The 22536-nt window shown below is 69.3% G+C and carries 20 protein-coding genes; 9 read left to right on the top strand and 11 right to left on the bottom strand.

Going from position 1 to position 22536, the window contains the following annotated elements:
- Positions 1 to 5: 5 nt before the first annotated feature.
- From VAPA_RS16320 to VAPA_RS16300, 5 genes are all read left to right on the top strand, one after another.
- On the top strand, positions 6 to 1301 hold the full coding sequence (locus VAPA_RS16320; protein WP_021007868.1) for an aconitase X: 1296 nt from the start codon (positions 6 to 8) through the stop codon (positions 1299 to 1301).
- Positions 1298 to 1753 carry an aconitase X swivel domain-containing protein gene (locus VAPA_RS16315; RefSeq protein ID WP_021007867.1) on the top strand — a complete coding sequence of 152 codons (456 nt, stop codon included), beginning with the start codon at positions 1298 to 1300 and terminating at the stop codon, positions 1751 to 1753. The genes VAPA_RS16320 and VAPA_RS16315 overlap by 4 nt, the downstream gene beginning before the upstream one ends.
- Complete coding sequence (ilvD, locus tag VAPA_RS16310; protein WP_021007866.1) at positions 1750 to 3453, top strand: dihydroxy-acid dehydratase; 1704 nt, start codon at positions 1750 to 1752, stop codon at positions 3451 to 3453. Before VAPA_RS16315 ends, ilvD begins: the two co-directional genes overlap by 4 nt.
- A 117-nt stretch (positions 3454 to 3570) precedes the next feature.
- On the top strand, positions 3571 to 4698 hold the full coding sequence (locus tag VAPA_RS16305) for a porin (RefSeq protein WP_021007865.1): 1128 nt from the start codon (positions 3571 to 3573) through the stop codon (positions 4696 to 4698).
- 19 nt (positions 4699 to 4717) lie between these two features.
- Positions 4718 to 5695 (top strand): Bug family tripartite tricarboxylate transporter substrate binding protein, encoded by a 978-nt coding sequence (locus tag VAPA_RS16300; protein WP_021007864.1) that lies wholly within the window; start codon positions 4718 to 4720, stop codon positions 5693 to 5695.
- Between the two features lie 13 nt (positions 5696 to 5708).
- On the opposite strand, the gene VAPA_RS16295 is transcribed toward VAPA_RS16300, so the two are convergent.
- Positions 5709 to 6596 (bottom strand): aldo/keto reductase, encoded by an 888-nt coding sequence (locus VAPA_RS16295; protein ID WP_329604100.1) that lies wholly within the window; start codon positions 6594 to 6596, stop codon positions 5709 to 5711.
- A 213-nt stretch (positions 6597 to 6809) separates the two neighbouring features.
- On the opposite strand from VAPA_RS16295, the gene imuA reads away from it, so the two are divergent.
- The 4 genes from imuA (at position 6810) to VAPA_RS16275 (ending at position 13330) form a co-directional block, all read left to right on the top strand.
- Positions 6810 to 7616, top strand: a complete 807-nt coding sequence (gene imuA, locus VAPA_RS16290; protein WP_021007862.1) for a translesion DNA synthesis-associated protein ImuA — start codon at positions 6810 to 6812, stop codon at positions 7614 to 7616.
- On the top strand, positions 7585 to 8934 hold the full coding sequence (locus VAPA_RS16285; RefSeq protein ID WP_021007861.1) for a Y-family DNA polymerase: 1350 nt from the start codon (positions 7585 to 7587) through the stop codon (positions 8932 to 8934). Before imuA ends, VAPA_RS16285 begins: the two co-directional genes overlap by 32 nt.
- Positions 8927 to 12322 carry an error-prone DNA polymerase gene (locus VAPA_RS16280; RefSeq protein WP_021007860.1) on the top strand — a complete coding sequence of 1132 codons (3396 nt, stop codon included), beginning with the start codon at positions 8927 to 8929 and terminating at the stop codon, positions 12320 to 12322. The genes VAPA_RS16285 and VAPA_RS16280 overlap by 8 nt, the downstream gene beginning before the upstream one ends.
- A gap of 69 nt (positions 12323 to 12391) precedes the next feature.
- Positions 12392 to 13330 carry a hypothetical protein gene (locus VAPA_RS16275; RefSeq protein ID WP_021007859.1) on the top strand — a complete coding sequence of 313 codons (939 nt, stop codon included), beginning with the start codon at positions 12392 to 12394 and terminating at the stop codon, positions 13328 to 13330.
- A 42-nt stretch (positions 13331 to 13372) separates the two neighbouring features.
- Here VAPA_RS16275 and VAPA_RS16270 read toward each other — a convergent pair whose 3' ends face one another.
- From VAPA_RS16270 to VAPA_RS16225, 10 genes are all read right to left on the bottom strand, one after another.
- Positions 13373 to 13603: a hypothetical protein gene (locus tag VAPA_RS16270; protein ID WP_021007858.1), complete on the bottom strand. Its 231-nt coding sequence runs from the start codon at positions 13601 to 13603 to the stop codon at positions 13373 to 13375.
- Positions 13604 to 13699: 96 nt separating this feature from the next.
- A complete protein-coding gene (locus tag VAPA_RS16265) occupies positions 13700 to 14308 on the bottom strand; it encodes a hypothetical protein (protein WP_021007857.1) in 609 nt (202 codons plus the stop codon).
- A gap of 20 nt (positions 14309 to 14328) precedes the next feature.
- Complete coding sequence (locus VAPA_RS16260) at positions 14329 to 14613, bottom strand: hypothetical protein (RefSeq protein ID WP_021007856.1); 285 nt, start codon at positions 14611 to 14613, stop codon at positions 14329 to 14331.
- A gap of 32 nt (positions 14614 to 14645) precedes the next feature.
- Positions 14646 to 16151 carry a mannose-1-phosphate guanylyltransferase/mannose-6-phosphate isomerase gene (locus tag VAPA_RS16255; RefSeq protein ID WP_021007855.1) on the bottom strand — a complete coding sequence of 502 codons (1506 nt, stop codon included), beginning with the start codon at positions 16149 to 16151 and terminating at the stop codon, positions 14646 to 14648.
- A gap of 33 nt (positions 16152 to 16184) precedes the next feature.
- Positions 16185 to 16973: a LuxR C-terminal-related transcriptional regulator gene (locus VAPA_RS16250; RefSeq protein WP_021007854.1), complete on the bottom strand. Its 789-nt coding sequence runs from the start codon at positions 16971 to 16973 to the stop codon at positions 16185 to 16187.
- Between the two features lie 60 nt (positions 16974 to 17033).
- A complete protein-coding gene (locus VAPA_RS16245; RefSeq protein ID WP_021007853.1) occupies positions 17034 to 18269 on the bottom strand; it encodes a glycosyltransferase WbuB in 1236 nt (411 codons plus the stop codon).
- Entirely contained in the window at positions 18266 to 19531 is a 1266-nt protein-coding gene (locus tag VAPA_RS16240; protein ID WP_021007852.1) for a lipopolysaccharide biosynthesis protein, read from the bottom strand. Before VAPA_RS16240 ends, VAPA_RS16245 begins: the two co-directional genes overlap by 4 nt.
- A gap of 31 nt (positions 19532 to 19562) precedes the next feature.
- Positions 19563 to 20495 (bottom strand): hypothetical protein, encoded by a 933-nt coding sequence (locus tag VAPA_RS16235; protein ID WP_230558881.1) that lies wholly within the window; start codon positions 20493 to 20495, stop codon positions 19563 to 19565.
- A 10-nt stretch (positions 20496 to 20505) separates the two neighbouring features.
- On the bottom strand, positions 20506 to 21435 hold the full coding sequence (locus VAPA_RS16230) for a hypothetical protein (RefSeq protein WP_021007850.1): 930 nt from the start codon (positions 21433 to 21435) through the stop codon (positions 20506 to 20508).
- Positions 21432 to 22529: a glycosyltransferase gene (locus VAPA_RS16225; protein WP_021007849.1), complete on the bottom strand. Its 1098-nt coding sequence runs from the start codon at positions 22527 to 22529 to the stop codon at positions 21432 to 21434. The genes VAPA_RS16230 and VAPA_RS16225 overlap by 4 nt, the downstream gene beginning before the upstream one ends.
- Positions 22530 to 22536: the final 7 nt, after the last annotated feature.

Below are 22536 nucleotides of genomic sequence, written 5' to 3'. Positions count from 1 at the left end.
AGGCCATGCACCTGAGCGATGAAGAAAAAGCCATGATGGACGGCCGCGACGGACCGGCCGTGCAGAAGGCGATGGACCTGCTGATGCGCTACGGCGAAGCGCTGGGCGCCGAGCGGCTGGTGGAGACGCGCAACGTCTGCGCCACCATCACCTCGACCACGCCGTTCCAGCGCGACTTCGCGCTGGCCAAGGGCGGCGGCATGGACGCGGTGTTCTCCGAGTTCAGCCTCGACAGCCAGGAGACCGTCGAGATCCCGAAGTTCAAGGTCTTCACGAGCCACCTGCAGCTGGGCTTCGACCCCGGTCAGCCCGAGCGCATGGGCGTGAGCGAGGAGATCGTGCAGTTCTACAACAAGAGCGAGCGCCATGCGGCGGGCCTGGGCGCGCAGATCATGAACACCTGCACGCCCTACCAGGTCGGCAACATCCCGACGCGCGGCGAGCACTGCGCGTGGATGGAATCGTCGGCCGTGGTGTATTGCAACTCGGTGCTCGGCGCACGCACGAACACGGAAGGCCGCGAGAGCACTGGCGCCGCCATGCTCACGGGCCGCATTCCCTACTGGGGCTATCACCTCGACGAGAACCGCCATGCCACGCACGTGGTCGAGCTCGATGTCGAGGTCGAATCGGTGCAGGACTGGGGCCTGCTCGGCTACTACATCGGCGAGCATGTGCAGGAGCGCGTGCCGGTGGTGCACAGCCGGCGCGGCATCGGCCGCGTGCCCAACCTGCCGCGGCTCAAGCACTTCGGTGCGGCGGCTTCGTCCTCGGGCGGCGTGGAGATGTACCACATCGCCGGCATCACGCCCGAGGCGCTCACGCTCGAGCAGGCGCTCGGCGGCCGTGCGCCGGTGGAGGTGCTGCGCTTTGGCGAAGCCGAGCGCCGCGCCACCTACGAGAAGATCAACGCGACGGGCAAGGACGCCGAGGTGCAGTACGTGATGCTCGGCTGTCCGCACTACACCATCGAGCAGATCTGGGAGGCCGCGCAACTCATCGAGGGCCGCAAGGTGCACCCGGATTGCGAGCTGTGGATCTTCACGCCGCGCGCCATCAAGTCGCTGGCCGACCGCAACGGCTACACGAAGATCATCGAGGACGCAGGCGGCATCCTCATGACCGACAGCTGCTCCGCCATGAGCCGCGCCGTGCCCAAGGGCACGAAGACCGTGGCGCTCGATTCGGCCAAGCAGGCGCACTACCTGCCCGCGATCCTCGGCGTGCAGGCGTGGTTTGGCAGCACGGCGGAATGCGTCGATGCGGCGTGCACCGGCCGCTGGAACGGAGGCAACGCATGAACGACGCAGTCACGGCTGAAGAGACCATCGTGATTCGCGGCCGCAAGGTGGTCGGCGGCGTGGCCGAAGGCGAGGCACTCGTCACGCGCGACCGCATCTCGGGCTGGGGCGGCATCGATCCGCGCACCGGCACCGTCATCGAGACGCGGCACGAGCTGCGCGGCCAGAGCTTCGCGGGCAAGGTGCTGGTGTTTCCGGGTGCCAAGGGCTCGTCGGGCTGGTCCGCGATGTTCCACATGACGCGGCTCATGAACTCGGCGCCCGCGGCGTTCCTGTTCAACGAGATGACCACCAAGATGGCGCTCGGCGCCGTGGTCACGCATTCGCCCTCGATGACCGACTTCGAGCGCGACCCGCTCGAATGCATAGCCACCGGCGACTGGGTGCGCGTGGACGCCGACCGCGGCGTGATCGAGATCACGAGGAAGAACAAGTCCGGAGACCGCCCATGACCACCCGCCCCCTGCGCAGCAACTTCCCGCGCGGTTCCTATCTCTGGTCGGTGCGCAACGCCCACTGGCGCGCGCTCGGCATCCCCGAGGAAGACTGCGAGAAGCCCAAGATCGCCATCGTCAACAGTTCGTCGGAACTCGCGGCGTGCTTCAGCCACCTCGACCGCGTGGCGGTGGAAGTGAAGGCCGCGATCCGCGCCGCGGGCGGCGTGCCGTTCGAGATCCGCACCGCCGCGCCCAGCGACTTCATCACCGGCGCCGGCGCGCGCGGCGCCTACATGCTCGGCGCGCGCGACCTCGTGACCAACGACATCGAGGTGGCCGTCGAAGGCGCGCAGCTCGACGGCATGGTGTGCCTCACCTCGTGCGACAAGACCGTGCCGGGCCAGCTCATGGCGGCCGCGCGCCTCAACATCCCGACGCTGCTGGTGCCCTGCGGCTACCAGCCCAGCGGCGAGTACCAGGGCCGGCACATGGACATCGAGGAAGTGTTCATCGGCGCGATGCATGCGGTCACGGGCCACCTGCCGGTGGAAGAACTCGTGGGCATGAGCCGCGAGGCGATCCGCGGGCCGGGCGTGTGCTCGGGCCTGGGCACGGCCAACTCGATGCACATCGTCTGCGAGGCGCTCGGCATGGCCTTGCCGGGCAGTGCGCCGGTGGCCGCGCTGAGCCAAAAGATGATGGCCGACGTGCGCGCCGCCGGCACGCGCATCGTGCAGATGGTGTGGAACGACCTCAAGCCGCGCGACATCCTCACGCCCGGCGCCTTTGCCAACGCGGTGCGCGCGGTGCTGGCCATCGGCGGTTCGCTCAACACGGCCAAGCACCTGCAGGCCGTGTCGACCGAAGGGGAGTGCGGCGTCGACGTGTACGGCCTGTTCGAAAGCCTCGGCCCGACGACGCCGGTGCTGGCCGGCGTGCGGCCGATCGGCGAGCACAGCATCGAGGCCTTCGAGGCAGCGGGCGGTTGCCGCGCTCTGATGAAGCAGCTCGCGCCGCTGCTCGACACCGGCGCGCTCACCGTCACGGGCGGCACCGTGGCCGACAACCTGCGCGATGCCGAGGTGACGCAGCCCGAGGTGATCCGCCCCATCGACCGCCCGGTCGCGCCGCATCCCGCCATCGTGCTGCTGCGCGGCAACCTCGCGCCCGAGTCGGGCCTCATCAAGACCGGCATCATGGAGCGCAAGGTGCGCAGCTTCACGGGACCGGCCGTGTGCTTCTGGACCTCGGACGCGGCCATCGCGGCGCTCAAGGGCGGTGAGATCTTGCCGGGCCAGGTGGTCGTGATGCGCGGCGCCGGCGCCTGCGGCGGTCCGGCCATGGGCGGCGGCGCCTCGCGCGTGGTCTTCGCGATCGACGGCGCGGGCCTGGGCGACCAGGTCGCGATCCTGACCGACGGGCATCTCTCGGGCCTGGTCTGCAAGGGGCTGGTGGTGGCCGAGGTGTCGCCCGAAGCCGCGCTCGGCGGGCCGCTCGGGCTGGTGCGCGATGGCGACGTGATCACCATCGACCTCGATGCACGCCGTCTCGACATCGCATTGACCGATGCGGAACTCGCTGCGCGCCGTGCCGACTGGCAGGCGCCCCCGCCGGCCTTCGATACCGGCTGGCTGCAGCAGTACCGGCGCAACGTGAGCCCGCTGTCGAAGGGCGCCGTGCTCGTGCGCACCGAACGACCCGAGCCCTCGGGCTAGACCTTTTTCACCCCGGCCTTCGCCAACCGGTGCGCACCCCCGCGCGCACCCGGTGGCGCAGCCCTGCGCGCGTTCACGAGTTTTTCAACCAAGAGAAGAAGCAGGAGACAAGAAAACATGAAGAGATTCTTGATGGGGTCGGCACTGGCGCTGGCCGGCGGCGGCGCGGCGCACGCGCAGTCCAGCGTCACCGTGTTCGGCGTGGTGGACCTTGGCGTGCAGTACACGAAAGGCGAGGGCGGCGGCTCGGTCAAGGCGCTGTCGAACGGCGGCCTTTCGACCAGCCGGCTCGGATTCCGCGGCACCGAAGACCTGGGCGGCGGCCTGCGCGCGGGCTTCTGGCTCGAAGGTAGCCTGAACCCCGACATCGGCACGGGCAGGCCGAGCAACAGCAACAACCAGGCGAGCGGCGCGGGCACGGCGGGGCCGATTGCCTTCGACCGCATGTCCTTCGTCAGCCTGTCGCACCAGAAGTTCGGCGAGCTGCGCCTGGGCCGCGACTTCATCCCCACGCACTACAACAGCATCTACTTCGATCCCTTCAACGCCAACGGCGTGGCGCGCGCAGGCAACCTCACGTTTGCGGGCGCTGGCACCGGGCCGCTGCCCACCGGCATCACGGGCAGCAACACGGCGAGCTACTGGCTGCCGGCCGGGCTCGGCGGCTTCTACGGCATGGCGATGATCGGCACCGGGGAGAACGACTCCACCGCGCCGAACCGCGACGACGGCAACTTTGCCGGTGCGCGCTTCGGCTTTGCCTCGGGCGCGTTCGACATCGCGGCGGCCGTCACGCGCACGCACTTCAATGCCACCGCCGCCATCGGCAACTACACGCATGCCAACATCGGCGGCTCGTGGGACGCGGGCTTTGCGAAGTTCTTCGCGCTCTACAACAAGGTGACGGTGAAGCTTGCCGCCGGCACGGTGCGCAAGAACACCGCCGAGATCGGTGCGCACATTCCGGCCTTCGAGGTCGGCCGCATCCGCGTGAGCTATGCCTACCTGGACGACCGCAGCGACGAGAGCCTGCGCAACGCCAACGGCATGCCGCGCAACCGCGACGACGCGCGCCAGTTCGGTATCGGCTACGTGCACAACCTCTCGAAGCGCACCGCGCTCTACGGCACCTATGCGCGGCTCATGAACGGCGGCCAGGCGCGCTATGTGGTGAGCGGCGGCGTGGCACCGGCGGGCGGGCGCCGCTCGTCGGGTTGGGAGTTCGGTGTGCGGCATCTCTTTTGACTGAAGAAGGAGCAACGACATGCGACGCAGAAACCTGACGCTGGCGGCCCTCGCGGCCGGCGGCACGCTGGCCATGCTGCCGGGCGCGGCAGCCTGGAGCGCCGAGGGCAGCTATCCGGACAAGCCGCTGCGCCTGATCGTCGGCTTTGCGCCCGGCGGCGGCGCCGACGCGCTCACGCGCATCATCGCGGAGGGGCTCTCCAAGCAGCTCGGCCAGCAGGTGATCGTGGAGAACCGCCCCGGCGCCGACGGCGTGCTGGCGGCGCAGGCCACCTCGTCCGCCAAGCCCGACGGCTACACCTTGCTGATGGGCACCAACACCGCGATGGTGGCGGCGCCCACGCTGCGGCCCACGCCGCCCTACGACCCGTTCAAGGCCTTCACGCCGATCAGCTCGGCCGGCCAGTTCTCGATGTTCCTGGTGGTGCCGGCCAGCCTGCCGGCGAAGAGCGTGAACGAGTTGCTGGCCATGGTGGCGGCCAAGCCCGGTGCCTACAACTCGGCATCGAGCAACAGCGCTTCGGAGCTGGCCATGCTGCAGCTCCTGGGCGAGCGCAAGGTGGTCAACGCGCGCTACAAGGGCGACATGCAGGCCATGACCGACCTGCTGGGCGGGCAGATCCACATGATGTTCACCACCGGCACGCTGGCGCCCGGCTTCGTGAAGGAAGGACGCATCCGCGCGCTGGCCACGCTGCTGCCGCAGCGCAGCGCCTTGCTGCCCGACGTGCCCACGGGCGGCGAGCTCGGGCTGGGCAAGCTCACCATCACGCCCTGGGCCGGCTTCTTCGGGCCGCCGGGGCTGCCGCAGGCCATCACCGACAAGCTGTCGCAGGAACTGCAGAACACGCTCAAGCGGCCCGACGTGCATGCGCAGCTGGTGCAGCAGGGCTTCGAGGGCTATGGCATGAGCCCCGTGAAGTTCGCCGAATTCTTCCGCGCGCAGTACGAGGCCTTCGGCGCCACCGTGCGGCAGCACAACGTGAAGTTCGAATAGCCGCGGCGGCGGGTCAGAGTCCGATCGATGGCGCTTTGCTGCGCCAGAACGCCGCATCGGGGAACGCGCCGGCGCCGGCCGCGGCGTTGTCGGCCATGTGCCCGGCGCGGCTGGTGCCGGGAATGGTGCAGGTCACGGCCGGGTGGCTCAGCACGAACTTCAGCAGCACCTGCGCCCAGCTCGCGCAGCCGATCTCGCCGGCCCAGGCGGGCAGCGGCTTGTCGCGCAGACGCCGCAAGAGCCCACCGCCGCCGAAGGGCATGTTGACGATCACCGCCACGCCGCGCTCGGCCGCGAGCGGCAGCAGGCGCTCCTCGGCCTCGCGCGCGTCGAGCGAATAGTTGATCTGCAGGAAGTCGAGCTTCTCGGCGCGCAGCACGGCCTCAACTTCGCCGTAGGCCGAGGCCGTGTAGTGCGTGATGCCGATGTAGCGGACGCGGCCCTTGTCTTTCCAATTACGCAGGGTGGGGAGGTGGGTCTTCCAGTCCATCAGGTTGTGCACCTGCATCAGGTCCATGCGCTGGGTGCGCAGCCGCGTGAACGACTGCTCCATCTGCGCAATGCCGGCCTCGCGGCCCGAGGTCCAGACCTTGGTGGCGAGAAAGGCCTTGTTCTCGCGCTGCTTCGCTGCGGCGGCCAGCAGTTCGCCGGTGGTTTCTTCGGAGCGGCCGTACATCGGCGAGCTGTCGATCACCGTGCCGCCGGCCGCGAACAGCGCGTCGAGCACGCCGGGCAGGCGCTGGTATTCGTCGCTGCCGGGCCGCTGGTCGAAGCCGATCCAGGTGCCGCAGCCGACCACCGGCAGGGCTTCTTGCGTGGAGGGGATGGGGCGGGTGTTCATCTTCAGGCTGCCTTGCTGCGCGGATGCGGGGGGAAGCGCTGCGCCGGCGCACAGCGCCATGCCCAGCCGCAGCAGCCGGGCGCGCGTGAGGGAAAGACCGTTTACCGGCAGGGTCACGGGAGAAAAAGTCCTTCGGGGGTGGCTTTGCCGTTACAGCTTTCAGTATCGGCCGGGACGGCGCAGAGGGCCACCGCGCAAGGAAAGCCCCTCCAGCGGGCTTTGCCGGTTGCGATGCATGGAATACTGTATAAAAATACAGTTAACAGTTGCATCATGGGCCTCCCTTTCCTCGACTCCTTTTCCGCTGCCGCGGGCCGTGGCGTCTGGCATGCCGACGAACTCGGCCTGGCCGACGCGCAGGTCGTCGCCACCGGCCACGCCGCGCTCGACGCGGAGTTGCCGGGGGGCGGCTGGCCGGTCGGCGCCATGACGGAACTGCTGCAGACCGCGCCCGAAGCCCATGTCTGGCGGCTGCTGCTGCCCGCGCTGGCGCAGGCGGTGCAGGCGCACGGCGGGCCGGTGGTGCTGATCGGCGCGCCCTACGAGCCCTGCGCGGCGGCGCTCGCGGCGCAGGGGCTGCCGGTGGAGGCGCTGATGTGGGTCCGCAGCGATGCGCCGCCCGCGCGGCTGTGGGCCTGCGAGCAGGCGCTGCGCTGCGCCGACGTGGCCGCGGTGCTGGCCTGGCTGCCGCAGGCCCGGGTGGGCGAGCTGCGCCGGCTGCAGCTGGCGGCCGCCCAGCACGACGTGCTGCTTTTCGTGTGCCGGCCCGCATCGGCCGCGCAGGGCGCATCGCCGGCACGGCTGCGCCTTCAGGTGGAAAGCTGCGAGGCCGATGCGTCGCAGATCGAACTGCGCATCCTGAAGCGCCGCGGCCCGCCGCTGGCCGCGCCCGTGATGCTGCCCGCGCGCAACGAGCGCATGAGCGCGCTGCTGGCCGCCGCCCGGCTGCGCCGCAAGCTGCGGCTGCAGCAGCAGGGCACGGTGCCCGCCGGCGAAGCGGCAACGTCCGCGACCGTGGTGCGCATCGACGCGTGGAAAGGGAACGGGAATGCACTGGATCGCATTGCAGTGGTTGCCTGAAACCGATGCATCCGAAGCGCCGACCCTGCCCACGCCCGAGGCGCTGGGCTGGTGGGCACTGCACTACACACCGCACGTCGCCTGGCAGGAGGAGGCGCTGATGCTCGAGGTCTCGGCCTGCGAGCGGCTGTGGGGCGGGCGGCTTCAGTTGATGCGGCAGCTGGTCGCCTCCAACCCCGCGCCCGACGTGCGCATGCTGGGCGCGCAGGGCGCCACGAGCCTGATCGCGCTGGCGCGGCTGCGCCTGTTCGAGCGCGACGAGCCACGGCCCCAGGACGTGCCGGCCGGCCTGCCGCTGGACACCCTGAGCGCCGCGCGCGAACACCTCGACCTGCTCGCGCGCCTGGGCTGCCGCACCTGGGGCGAGGTGGCGGCCCTGCCGCGCGGCGGCCTCACGCGGCGCTTCGGCGCGGCGCTGCGCGAAGCGCTCGACATCGCCTGGGGCCTGCGCCCCGAAAGCCACGGCTGGCTCACGCTGCCCGATGTGTTCGAGCAGAAGCTGGAGCTGCCCGCGCTGGCCGAGACGGCGCCCGAGCTGATGTGGTCGGCCAACCGCCTGCTCACGGCGCTGCAGATCTGGCTGCGCGCGCGCCAGCGCGGCGCGCGCGCGCTCGAACTGCAGTGGACGCTCGACCTCAAGCGCTTCAACGGCGTGAACCTGCCGCCGCGCCAGCAGGTCACCGTACGCACGGCCGAGCCCACGCAGGACATGGCGCACCTGCGCCGACTGCTGTCCGAAAAGCTGGCTCTCACCACGCTCGCGGCGCCCGCGAGCTGGCTCGCGCTGCGCACGCTCGAAACCGATCCATGGGCCGGCGCCAGCACCAGCTTCCTGCCCGAGGACAACCGCAAGGGCGACAAGCTGCACGAGATGGTCGAGCGGCTCAGCGTGCGGCTCGGAGCGCACCAGGTGGTGGTGCCCGCGGCGCAGGCCGACCACCGGCCCGAGCGCAAGCAGGCCTGGCGCCCCGCGCTGCAGCAGGACAAGGCCCCGCCCGACAAGGCCCGCAGGGAAGCGAAGGCCGCGGCTTCGCAGCCCGATGCCATCTACCCGCCGTGGCTGCTGCCCGAACCCCTGCTGCTCGAGATGGATGGCGAGCGCCCGTGCTATCGGGGTCCGCTGCGCAAGCTGGTCGGGCCGCAGCGCATCGAGGCGGGCTGGTGGGGCGGCAAGGAGGACGGCGGCCAGCCCGCGATGCGCGACTACTACGTGGCGGAAAGCCCCGAGGCCGGCCTGGTGTGGGTCTTTCGCGAGCGGCCCTCGGCGCGCTTTTCTCCGGGCGAGGTGCGCTGGTACCTGCAGGGGTTCTATGCCTGACCTGAGCGACAAGCAGCTGCGCGGGCGCAACTCGGCCAAGGTGCATGCACTGCCGCAGCGGGCGCGGTCCAGCCAGGAGCTGCCAGGGCTGCCGCGCCTGCCGGACTATGCCGAGCTGCATTGCCTCACCAACTTCAGCTTCCAGCGCGGCGCCTCGACGCCCGAGGAGATGGTCGAGCGTGCCTACCAGCTCGGCTACACGGCCCTGGCCATCACCGACGAGTGCTCGGTGGCGGGCATCGTGCGCGCGCACGTCTGCCTGCGCGAACTGCCGGCCAAGCTCGACGAATACGAGCGCGAGCATCCCGACGAAGCGCAGATCCCGCGCAACCCCGGTTTCCGGCTGCTGTTCGGCAGCGAGTTCCGCTTCGAGCGCTTCAGGCTGGTGGTGATCGCGAACGGCACCGAGGGCTGGGGCAACCTGTGCGAGTTCATCACCGCCGCGCGCAACACCGAGTTGCCCAAGGGCGAATACCGCGTGAGCTGGGAGGACAGCGACGTGGCCTCGCTGCAGGACTGCCAGGTTCTTTTCGTGCCGCACCGGGAGCCGGGCGGCGCCGTGGACGCGGCCACGCTGCATGAAGACCTGATGGCCGCCAAGGCGCTCTACGCAGGGAACCTGTGGCTGGCCGTGGAAATGCTCAACGAGCTCGACGACGACCTCTGGTTCGTCGCGCTGATGCAGGCGGGCGAGCAGGCGGGCGTGCCGCTGGTGGCGGCCGGCGACGTGCACATGCATGCGCGTTCGAGCAAGCCGCTGCACGACGTGCTGACGGCCGTGCGCGAAGGCAAGACGGTGGCCGCGTGCGGCTTTGCGCTGCAGTCGAATGCCGAGCGGCATCTGCGGCAGCGGCTGCGGCTGGCCGAGCTCTATCTGCCCCGGATGCTCGCGAACACGCTGGTGGTGGCCGCACGCTGCCGGTTCGATCCGGAGGTGATCCGCGAGAACTACAAGTACCCGCTCGAAACCGTGGGAACCAGCGAGACGCCGGCCGAGACGCTGGTGCGCAAGACGTGGGAGGGCGCGCTCAAAAAGTACCCGCTTGAAAGATATGCCTCGGGCATTCCCGCGAACGTTTGCATGCAGGTGCATAAAGAGCTGCAATTAATCATTGATCTCAAATACGAGATGTTCTTCCTGACCGTGGAGGACATCGTGCGTTTTGCCAAGTCGAAGGAGATCCTTTGCCAAGGCCGCGGCTCCTCGGCCAATTCAGCGGTCTGCTATTGCCTCGGAATTACCGCGATCGACCCTGAAAAAGGCCACCTGCTGTTCGAGCGCTTCCTGAGCCGCCATCGCCACGAGCCGCCCGACATCGACGTCGACTTCGAGCACCAGCGGCGCGAAGAAGTCATCCAGTACATCTACGAGAAATACGGCCGCGATCGCGCGGCCATCGCGGCCGTCGTCATCTGCTACCGCTCACGCAGCGCCTTGCGCGACGTGGGCAAGGCCATGGGCATCGACGAACGGTTGATCGACGAATTCGCCAAGGACCACTACTGGTTCGACGACACCGTGCTGGGCGAGCAGTTGTTCAAGGCGGCCGCGCGCGTCGACGTGGAGGAAGACGAGCTCAAGCTGGTGCAATGGATCGAGATGACGCAGCGGCTCAAGGGCTTTCCGCGCCACCTGAGCCAGCATGTGGGTGGCTTCGTGCTCACGCACACCAGGCTCACGCGGCTGGTGCCGGTCGAGAAGGCGTCCATGAAAGATCGCTCCGTCATCCAGTGGGAGAAAGACGACCTCGAAGCCATGGGCATGCTCAAGGTCGACGTGCTCGCGCTCGGCATGCTCAGCGCGATACGGCGCGGGCTCGACCATATGAACCGCTGGCGCGGCGGGAGGGTGCAGATGCACCACATCCCCAACGACGACCAGAAGGTGTTCGACATGATCTGCGACGCCGACACCATCGGCGTGTTCCAGATCGAGAGCCGGGCGCAGATGTCGATGCTGCCCCGCCTGAAGCCGCGCAGCTACGAAGACCTGGTGATCGAGGTCGCGATCGTGCGGCCCGGGCCCATCCAGGGCGGCATGGTGCATCCCTATCTCAAGCAGCGCGAGCGGGTGGCCAAGGGCCTGGCGATCCATTACGAGAAGGAAGAACTGAAGCCCGCGCTGGAGCGCACGCTGGGCATTCCGATCTTCCAGGAGCAGGTGATGCAGATCGCGATGATCGCGGCCAGGTTCACGGCCGACGAGGCCGACCAGCTGCGACGCGCCATGGCGGCATGGAAGCGCAAGGGCGGCCTCGAGAAGTTCCACCACAAGCTCGTGAAGGGCATGACCGACAACGGCTACAAGGCCGAGTTCGCCGAGGCCATCTTCAAGCAGATCCTCGGCTTCGGCGACTACGGCTTTCCCGAAAGCCACGCCGCGAGCTTTGCCTTGCTGGTTACCGTGAGCAGCTGGCTCAAGAACTACGAGCCGGCCTGCTTCCTTGCGGCGCTGCTCGACTCGCAGCCCATGGGCTTCTACAGCCCCTCGCAGCTGGTGCAGGATGCGCGGCGGCATGGCGTCGAGGTGCGGCCGGTCGATGTCGCGTGCAGCGACATGGACACCACGCTCGAAGCACGCGCCCCCGATGCGCCACGCATGCCTGCGGGCACCGATGCGCGCTACGCCGATCGCCTCGGCAACGAGGACCAGCCCGCGGTGCGGCTCGGCCTGAACCGCATTTCAAGCCTCAGCAAGGAGGGCGCCAGGCGCCTGCTCGAAGCGCGCGCGCAAGCACCCTTCACCGGCACCGAAGACCTCGCGCTGCGCGCCGAGCTCGACGGCAAGGACATGGCGGCGCTGGCCGCGGCCGATGCGCTGATGTCGCTCTCGGGCCACCGTCGCCAGCAGGTGTGGGACGCCACCGCCACCCGCGGCATGGGTGACCACTCGCCGGCCTTGCTCAAGGGCGTGCCGATCAATGAGCAGGTCCTGCTGCTGCCCGCGGCGCCCGAGGGCGAGGAGATCGTCGGCGACTACGCAGCGCTCGGCCTCACGCTGCGCCGCCATCCGCTTGCGCTGCTGCGCTCGCGCCTGGCGCGCATGAAGCTCATGAGCGCGGAGCAGCTGCGCGCGCTGCCCAGCGGCCAGACCGCGCGTGCCTGCGGCATCGTCAAGGGCCGCCAGCGCCCGGGAACCGCCAACGGCACCATCTTCGTCACGCTCGAGGACGAGACCGGCAACGTCAACGTCATCGTCTGGAACCATGTCATCGAGGCCTGGCGCGAGCCGCTCCTGAAGTCGCACCTGCTCGCGGTGCAGGGCACCTGGCAGCGCGACGACGACAGCGGCGGCAAGGTGCAGCACCTGATCGCCACCGGCTTCAAGGACCTGACGCCGCTCATGGGCCGGCTGGCGCTGAGCAACACCAGCCGCGACTTCCATTGATGGCATCGAATGCAACCGATCGTTCAATGTCTCGCGCACACCACGACTTTTCGCTAACCTGTTTCCCCCATGTCCGCACTCGCCCTTGTTCCCGCCGTTGTCGCGCATATCGGGCCGCCGCCGCCCGCACCGGACGTGCCGATTCCCATGCCGCCGCCACCGCCGCCCGGGCCTCCGCCCGAGGGCGATCCACCACCCGTGGAGCCACCGTTCACCGATCCGGGTTTTCCGCCGCCCGTGGTGGAGCCACCCATGCAGAGGGCCGGCGAGGTGCCGTTCGGAAAACTGCATGCGCGGCGGCTGCGCGAGATTTACCGTTCGGCGGGCTGGCCCTGCTGCGACGCCATCGAGGTCGAGCTGCTGGCGGGCGGTTTCCTCGAACGCGTGCGCACGCCGCACGGCCACGAGACCTTGCGCGTGACCGACGCCGGCATTGCACGCATCGCCACCACGCTCACCATCAACCGCGCGGTGCTCTCGCCGCACGAGGCACTGGTCGAGCGCGTGGCGCGCGAGATGACGCGCGGCGGCCGCATTGCCTGGCGCGGCCTCGGCCTGCGGGCGCGCCTGCCGCCGCTCGAGGAAGGCGGCAAGCCGCGCTGGTGCATTGCGCGGCCCGATGTGTTCTCGATCCGCAATACCAGCGTCGAGGCCTATGCGCATCCCGTCGTGCACGAGGTGAAGGTGAGCCGCGGCGATCTGCTGGGCGACCTGCGCAAGCCCGACAAGCGCGCGGCCTACCTCGATCTGGGGGGCGAGTGCTGGTATGTGCTGGGCAACGATGCACGCGGCCGCTGCATTGCATCGCCCGACGAAATTCCGCCGGAGTGCGGCGTGCTGGTGCTCGAAGGCGAACGGCTGGTGGTGGCGCGCGCCGCCGTGCATCGCGCCTTCGACCGCATTCCGTTCGGCGTGTGGCTCGCGCTTGCCAAGGCCCAGCCCATTGCGGGCTTCGACGACGACGCGCAGGACCTGCTCGGCGAACCCGGCGCGCACGAGGGCGCGTAGGTTCCCATTCGCCATTCGCCATTCGCCATTCGCCATTCGCGCTCAGCCGGCCGGTGGCCACCAGTGCTCGGCCGTGGTGCGCAGCACGCGCGCCGCATGCAGGCGCACGTCATTGCCGTCGAAAGGGATGCTGCCGCCGTCGCGGTCTTTTTCCGTGGCCACGCGAAAGGGCCAGGTCGAGATCCGGCCCACAGGCTGGCGCGGCTGCGAGCGCCGCAGCGGCGAGAAAAACAGGATTCGCGCAGAGGGCGCCGGCGGGCTGGCGGGGGTCATGGTGTCGCCTTGAATGTTTGCTCTTGGAGACGAGTAATTCTAGAGGAAACACTGTATAAAAAAACAGTATTTTCGCAAGGCCGTGGCGCACCGGGCTCAGGTGTCGAAGAGCGGCTGCGCGGCCCTCGGCATGTCCGGCCCGCTGCGCAGGTCGTGCTCGATGAATTCGCGGGCAATGGCATCCACGTCGGCCGGTGCCGGCGCGTCGAACGACATGCGGTACTTCAGCAGCCGGCCGTTGCGCGCCGTGAGAAAGGTGAACGACTCGTAGGCCTTGCGCGTGACGGCGTGCACGATGCGAAAGCTCACGCGGCGAAAGTCCTGCCCCTCGATCCGCACGTCGCTGACGGGGCCGACCTCCACTTCGGCGTAGAGGCCCCTCGCGCTCGCGAGCCGGACCTCTTCCACGGAAGACTTGAATTGCGCGTCGAAGCGCGGATCGTCGACGCCCGCCTGCCAGTGGCCCTGCTTCAGGTCGTACAGGTAGACGTCGATCCAGCCCACGCGGCTCTGGTAGCGGTGGCTGATGCCCAGGCCCGGCTGCCGCGCCTCGTGCCAGGTCGAGCGCACGTACTGCCACGTCACCGCGCCGGCAGCCGGCACCGCCGGCACCGCCGGCACGGGCGTGGGTGCGGGCGTGACGGAAGGCGCGGCGCAGCCCGAGAGCAGGGCGGCGGTCAGCAGGGCAGGCCAGAGCTTCGTCATGGAGGCCCTGCTCGCGCCCGTCAGTCGAGCCGAACTTCGAAATAGGCTTCGTCGGCCTCGCCCAGCGCGCGAAAGCCCGCCGTCTTGGCGGCGGCGTAGGCCTTGGCCCAGCTTGCCGCCAACGCGACGTCGTCCTTGGTGAACTCGTCGGCGCTCGACTCGCTGGCGTTCTCGAAAGCCTTCAGCGCCGGCCCCACGCCGTCGCCCAGCAGCTTGTCGAGTTCGCGGCGGAAGCGCGCCTCGGCCGCAGAAATGACGTCGGCCGGTGCATCGGGGAAATCGATCAGGTTCACTGTGTAGCTCATGGGGGCGGATGCTACGTGATGGCTGCGTCAGGCTACGGGATCGGGGCCATTTGCGGCACGGCATCGGCCTCGGCGGGCATGGCGGAATCGGGCAGCGGCAGCTCCGCCGCATCGCCGCGCGTCTTGATCGAAGGGCAGCGGCCGTAGGTGTCGTCGAAGCGCACGATGTCGTCCTCGCCCAGGTAGCCGCCGGTCTGCACCTCGATCACTTCCAGCATCGTCTTGCCCGGGTTCTCCAGCCGGTGGATGGCGCCCAGCGGAAGGTAGATGGATTCGTTCTCGCGCACCAGGCTGACCTGCCCGTCGCAGGTGGCCCTGGCCGTGCCCTGGACCACGATCCAGTGCTCGGCGCGGTGGTGGTGCATCTGCAGCGACAGCTTGGCACCGGGCTTCACGGTGAGCCGCTTCACCTGGAAGCGCTCGCCGAAGTCGAGCTTGTCGTAGGCGCCCCAGGGCCGCACCACGCGCCGGTGTTCGGTGGCCTCGGCCTGGCCTTCGGTGGCGAGCATCCGCACCACGTCGCCGACCTGCTCGGCGCAGTCCGCGCCCGCCACCAGCACGGCGTCGGGGGTGTCCACGATGATCAGGCGGCTGGTGCCCAGCGCCACCACGCGGCGATGCGGCGCATGGATGAAGGTGTCGCTCGAGCGCAGGGCGCTGGCCTTGCCGCTCAGGCGGTTGCCGGTGCCGTCCGCCGGATGCAGCGTGGCCACCGCGTTCCAGCTGCCGACATCGCTCCAGTTGCCGTTGAACTTCACGACCGAGATGCCCGGGTGCTTTTCGAGCACCGCGTAGTCGATGCTGTCGCTGCGGCAGGCCTCGAAGGCCTCGCGGTCCAGCCGGTCGAAACTGCCGTCGGCCGAGATGGCGGCGGTGGCGCGTTCGCAGGCCTGCAGGATGTCGGGCGCGTGCATGCGCAGCGCCGCAACGAGGATGTCGGCGCGCGCCAGGAAGATGCCGGCGTTCCAGCAATAGCCGCCGTGCAGGATGAGCGACTCGGCCACGGCCGCCGTCGGCTTTTCCACGAAGCGCACCACCGCGTGGCTGTGGCCGTCGGCCGAGGGCGCGCCGGCCTCGATGTAGCCATAGGCCGTGCTGGCGAAGCTGGGCGCCACGCCGAAGGTCACGATCTGCCCGGCCAGCGCGGCCTCGACGCCGCTGCGCACCGTCTGCGCGAAAAGCGCCGTGTCGGGAATGTGATGGTCGGCCGGCGCGAACAGCAGCAGGTCGTCCCTGCCGGCGCGCAGCGCCGCCGCGGCCATGGCAGCCGCCGTGTTGCGCGCCACCGGCTCGAGGATCTGGCGGCCCGTGGCGCCGGCCTCGTCGACCGCTTCGCGCACCAGGAAGCGATGGTCTTCCGATGCCACGCAGGTGATGTTGCTGTTCAGGCTGCACAGGCGCTCCAGCGTCAGCTGCAGCAGGCTCTTGTCGCCGATCAGCGGCGCGAACTGCTTGGGCAGGGTCTTGCGCGAAAGAGGCCACAGGCGCGTGCCGCTGCCGCCACACAGCACGACGGGATGGATGGTGGGGGTGGTCATGGCGTCATCCTGGTGAAGTGGTGGGCGCTTTGCTCAGAGCTGGCCGGTGTGGGTGGCCAGGCTCACCGCCTGCGCGCGCGAATGCACGTGCAGCTTCTTGTAGATGTTCTTGATGTGGGCGTTGACGGTCTGCCCCGAGATCCCGAGCCTCATGCTGATCTCCTTGGAAACGCAGCCGCGCGCCACGAAGCGCAGGACCTCACGTTCGCGCGCGGTCAACGTCGCCTCGCGCAGCGGCGCCTCCGTTGCGGGCCGTTCGCCGCTGCCGTGCAGGTTCATGCGCGTCAGCAGCCGGCGCGTCAGCTTGGGCGTGATGGCCGCGCCGCCGTTGACCACCTGCAGCACGGCCTCGGCAAAGCTCTGCAGCCAGGCGTGCTTGAGCAGGTAGCCGGTGGCGCCGAGCTCGAACGCGTGCATCACGTGGGCATCGTCCTCCAGCGCGGAGATCACGATGATTTCGCAGTAGCGGTGCAGCTTGCGCGCCTCGCGGATCAGATCGAAGCCCGATCCGTCGCCAAGCCGCAGGTCGACCATCAGCACGTCGAACTCATGGGTCGCCAGCAGGCGGCGGCCATCGCGCACGCTGCTGCCTTGCCCTTCGAGCTGGATGCGCATGTCCGACAGCAATTCCTGGGCGATCACGCGCCGCATGAATTCGTCGTCGTCGATGAGCAGTACGCGCACCGGTGCGTCTTCCTGCCCGGTGAGGAAGTGCGGCCACAGCGGTTCGGGCGGTGGACAGAGGCCCGGCGGATTGGTTTTCCGGCGCTCCGGCATGCGGCCGGGATCCGGCGTGTCGGAAGGAGGAATGGTGTCGGACATGTGGATCCCCAGGTTGGAGTTGGAGGGAGTGAAGGTGCGTGGTGGCCGTGGCGTGCGGTGTCAGTCGGCGAGGCAGCGCAGCAACTCGCGCTCCAGGCGCTGCAGGATGGCGTTCTGGTCCAGCTGCGTTTCGGCGAACGAACGGCCGGCCGCGCCCATGGCTTCGCGCTGCGGGCGCGACGTGGCGAGCTGCGCGATGGCCTCGGCCAGCGCATCGGCGTCGCCGGGCGCAACCACCAGGCCGCGGCCCGACACCACGTTGCTCAGCTCGGTGCCCGCATGGGCCGTGACGATCACGGCCTTGCCGCTCGCGAGCATGCCGCCCAGCTTCGACGGCATCACCAGGTCCGCGGCGTCAGCGCGCTGCGGCAGCACGTGGATGTCGGCCATTCCCAGCAGCTCGTTGAGCCGCTCGGCCGGCTGCAGGTCGAGAAAGTGCACGTGGTCCAGGCCGGCGCATGCGGCTTTCAGCGGTTCGCGGCTCGGCCCGTTGCCGCAGAGCACGAAGTGGATGTGCCTGGCGGCCGCCAGCCGGCCCGCCGCATCGGCCAGCAGTTCGATGCCCTGCTTGCTGCCCAGGCTGCCCGCATAGAGCACCACGACCGCATCGTCCGGAATGCCGAGCATGGCCCGGTAGCCGTTCGCGCCCGATGCGGCGCCCGGGTGCGGGAAGATCGAGCGCACGTCCACCCAATTGGGAAGAAGCACCAGCCGGGTTTCGTCGATGCCCTTGTTCCTGGCCTTGTCGAGCATCGCGGCGGAGATGGTCGACACCCGGCTGAAGCGGCTCAGGAGCCAGCGCTCCGCGGAGAGCGCGAAGCGCCGCACCCGCGCGCCGCGCACCAGGCCCAGGTCGAAGGCGGCATCCACCTCGTAGTCCTGGATGTGCAGCCACGACTTGATGCCGAGCATCCGCGAGAAGAAGAGCACAGCCGGCGCGCAGAAAAGGGGCGGCTCCACGACGAAGACCAGATCCGGCTTCCAGCGGATCTGCCCGAAGAGCAGCGGCATGCTCGACAGCATGAAGGAGAACAGATGCGCCATGCGCGCCAGCGCCCGCGGCCGCGCGGGCACCCAGGTGGGCGCGCGCCAGACCGTGATGCCGTTCCAGTCCGTCTTGCGGTACGCCCAGGCCGAGTGCCCTTCGAACGGCGCCCAGTGCGGAAAGAACGGCGGCGAGGCAATCACCCGGACCTCGTGGCCCTTGGCATGCAGCCACTGGGCCATCTCGCCCGAGTACTTGCCGATGCCGACGAGCTCGGGTGTGAAGTTCATCGAATAGAGCAAGATTTTCATGAAGGCCTCGGGAAGGAACCGCGAACCAGCCGCGCGAGCGGAAAGAAGCCGAACAGCGCACGCATCCGCACCTCGTAGAGGAGCAGGTCGGAAACGGCGGCAATGAAGAACACGTAGTGCGGCTTGCCGGGAAAGATTGAAACCACGGCGCCGTACGACAGGAGCCGCAGCAGCACCTCGGCGAGCGCCCACCATCCCAGCGAGCCCATCGGCACCTTGAGCGCGAGCAGCATCTCGTGGTGGACCGTGTAGGTGCGCAGCAGGAAGTAGGGCGTCATGCACAGGAAGATCTCGAGCGACTCGCGCCCGACCTTCAGCAGCGGCGCGGCGGCCGTGATCACCACGGCGAGCCCGGCGAAGAGCGCGCAGCCCAGCAGGAACGAGTGCTTCGCCAGCCGCAGCTCCGAGCCGTCTGAGCTCGCGGCATCGGTGCCCAGCATGGGACGCGTCTTGGTGTAGAGAAAGGCCTGCACGAACTGCGACGGAGCCTCCGCCAGCAGGAAGGCGATCTTGAAGGCGCCCACATACCCGAGCGGCATGAAGAAGGCCACCACCAGCAGGTCCGACTTGCGAAGCAGGAACATCAGCAGCGAATAGACGGTGGCGCTGCCCTGCGACGCCAGCTCGAGGGCGGCGCGTCCGGGCGGCGGGCCCACGACCCAGCGGGTCTGCATGCAGGCCGCGCCCACCAGCAGGAAGGCCAGCAGGTTGATGAGCAGCAGTTGCGTCGCGCGCAGCTCGGCGCCCCACGCGACGAAAGCCGCCACGCCGATGACCAGGATGGTCGAGCGGATGCCTCCCTCCAGGTTGAGCAGGCCGGCACGGCCCAGACCCCGGCTGTACGACAGGCGCAGGCTCATGAACGAGAACACCGCGAGCGCCGCCATCAGCAGCGCGAAAGGCGCGCCCGCCACCGGCAGGTGCTGGATGCGCAGGACGGCGGCGCTCAGAAGCGCGGCCAGCGGAAGCCCGACGGCCAGCGTGCGGACCACGTCGCCGCGGCGCACGCCCGGCGGCACGGTGGCGGCATGGCGCGCGAAGAGCAGCGGACTGCCCAGCATGGCCACCACCAGCGCCACTTCCATCACCGACTGGTAGATCGAGTATTCGCCGAAGTCCGAAGGCGAGACGTGCGCGGCCATCAGGAACAGCGCCGCGAAACCCGCGAGGTACACATAGAGCCGCGAAGCCAGCGCCCCCACGCCGTGAAGCCGCACCGCGTGCATGCCGGTGAGTTCGACGGTGCGGTGCAGGATGTTCATGGCCGTGACTGGTTGCGTGCGGGAGGCGGTGTCATTTCGGCTCGGCCGCACCGGCGAAGCGCGCGCCGCCCGCGGGGCGCTGCGCCAGCCGGCGCACGCCGAAGGCCCAGTTCTTGGCCCGGCGCGCCAGCCGCAGCGCGGCCGTGAGCAGGGCGACCGTGCGCACCCGGCCGTGCAGCACGTGCGACATCGCAATCTTGGCGCTGCCCTGGAAGTGCAGGGCCAGCACGTTCACCAGGTCGCCCGCGGGCGTGACCAGGCAGGGCTGGCCGTCGACGAACACGAGGCGCTTGGCGCCGCCCCGGCCCTGGAATTCGTTCGCGAGCAGGTTGTGCCCGCCGTTGATGTTGTGGTCGATCACGCGCCCGCCGAACACCCGGTTGATGGGCGCCGCATTGCCGCTCGCATGGGCCCAGAGGTGCAGCAGGGTCATGTCCGATACCCCGCCGCGCAGGCCCCTGGCGGCAAACCGGGCCGCGATGGCGCGCAGCTTCCTGCGGCCGGAGGGCGTTGCGTAGGTGTTGAGCAGGAACGCGATGAACTGCTGCAGGCCCGCTGCGGTCCAGTAGCTGACGTGCGGCGAGATCTGGCAGGGGTCCCAGCCATCGTCGGGGCGCCTGTACGAGCCGGAGAAATCCGCCTTTCCGGCCACGCGCCGGATGTGCGCGCCGACGCCCCGGAACAGCAGCACGTCGCTGTCGATCAGCACGAACTCGCGGTGCTCGGGATGGGCACGCAGATATTCCGACAGCAGGAAGTAGCGCCGGAAGCAGATCTTCTCGAACTCCGGCGGATTGCTCGACAGGTGCACATAGGTGCGGCACAGGCGCTCGTAGCCGGGCCCGGCGTCGGTGGCCGACAGCACGATCAGCGGTTCCTGCGCACGCGCCGCCGATTCGCGGCACAGCAGCAGGGACTTGTTCTGGCGGTCTTCCACCACGATGAAGGGAAGGTCGTTGTTCATGGTCATGCAGTCAGGGACGGGGCGCCGTGGCGCTGCGGACCAGCGCGACGTGGGAGGGGAGAAACCGGAAGTCGGCATCCAGCGGCAGGTCGAGCGTGAACAGCCCGCCGTGGGCGTTCGCCTGCGCGATCCAGCCGCGCACCTGGGCGGCCGTGAAGCGCGGCGGCGTCGGCTGGCCCCACGAGGCGCCGAGCGGCGTCAGCAGGTGGAACTTCAGCTCCGACCGCAGCGCGCCGAATTGCGTGGGAGGCTGCATGTACTCGCCGGCCATCAGGTTCTGGCACGGCGCGGCCTTGGCGCTGAAGCGCGCCGCGCCTTCGCCGGCATTGAAGGCCAGCCACCGGTCGGGGGCGCCGCTGCGTGCCGCGGCGCAGAGCGAATCCCAGCCGACCGGCGAGATGCCCCGGGTGTTGTAGACGCCGTCGAACCACCAGCCCCTGGCGAGCGCACCGTAGTGCTGCGACCAGTCGCGGATCACCGCGGCCCATGCGGCGACGAAGTGCGCCGGCGGCGGCTCCTGCTCGGAGATGTCGCCCAGGCAGTGCATCAGCTCGGGGTCGGCCTGGGGCGCGCGAAACGGCAGGTAGAGCACCAGGGCAATGTCGTGGTTGCGCAGCGCGCGGCCGATCTCCAGCGGCAGGTCGCGCGGCGGCCGGTTCGCGGCACTGCGCGGGCACAGCGCTTCGAGCGCTGCATTCGGCGCAATGTACTGGCCGTTGTTCTGCCCGAGCGTCAGGATGAGGTGGGACGCACGCATCTGCGCGAGCGATGCCGCAAAGGCATCGACGTCGAAGCGGGCAGCATCGGCGATCGACTGCCTGTCGGGCAGGTAGTGCACCATCACGCCGAAGCCGGTAGCCGCCGTTGCCGGCGCCGCGCAGGCCGCGCCGAGCAGCCATGCCGCGAGCAGCCATCGAAGAGCGCATGCGGTTCGTGTCATTGCATGGCCCCGGCAAGCCAGACGGCCTCGCGCTTGAGCATGAGATAGCGCCTGGCCACTGCCCCGGGCGCGCAGGCTTCGGCATGCAGCCAGGCCGGTTGCGTGTCCCGGTGTTCGTCCAGGTACCGCGACAGCTGGCCCAGGTCGCACGGCTCGCTGCCGATGAAGAAGGCGTAGCCGCCGAACAGCTCCCGGTGCACCGGGATGTCCGAGAGCAGCAGCGGCACGCCCAGCGTGGCGGCTTCGGCGGCCGAGAGGTTGAAGCCTTCGAAGGCGGACAGCGAGATGAAGGCCGTCGCCCCGCAATAAAGCCGCGTCAATTCCTGGCGCGAGACCAGCCCGCGGTGCCGCACACAGCTGCCGAGGTCGGGCGCCATGCCGGCGACCATTCTCTGGACATCGGCCGCGCCGTTGCCCGTGATGTCGAGCCAGTCGACCAGGCCCTCGCGCTTCATGCGCTCGAACAGCTTCAGCGTGCCGCCGAAATTCTTGTGCGGGTAGTAGTGGTAGGACGCGATCAGGTAGCGCTTGCCGACGGGCGGCTCGCGGGACGGTGCGGCCGGTTCGGCCGGGCCTGCTGCGCGCGTGGCCTCCACCGGATTGAAGATGACTGTCGCATGCTCGCAGCGCCCGAAGTGCCGCTCGAAATCCTGCTGGCTGCTCCTGCTGATGAAGACCACGTCGGCCGCGCTGTGCGCGACGCGCCTGAGGCTCCAGTCGAGCCACAGGCGCTTGGTGCGGCTGAAATACGCCGGGTAGTACCGGTACTGCAGATCGTGGACGATCACGATCGAATCCCGGTGGCGCCCGAAAAGCGTGAACGGGAGGAAGTAGTTCGGGAACAGCGAGAACACCTGCTCGCCCGATACCAGTGCCCGCAGCCGGTGGTAGTTGTAGAGCAGTATCTCGACCAGGAACCGGCTGAGGCGCAGGCGCCGCGCGGCGGCGAAGAGGCGCGGATGCAGTTCGCTCACCGGCTGGATGTGGTCGCCCTTGCACAGGCGCATCCTGCGCAGCAGGAGGTCGGACACGTTCAGCACGCCGCCCGCGCCGCGGTTGAGGCGGATCGTGTCGTAGAACAGGTACTTGTACATGGTGAAC

The organism is Variovorax paradoxus B4, from assembly GCF_000463015.1.
GTDB classification, from domain to species: domain Bacteria; phylum Pseudomonadota; class Gammaproteobacteria; order Burkholderiales; family Burkholderiaceae_C; genus Variovorax; species Variovorax paradoxus_E.
Note: the sequence above shows the minus strand (reverse complement) of the source record. Positions and strands in the feature narration are given on the sequence as shown.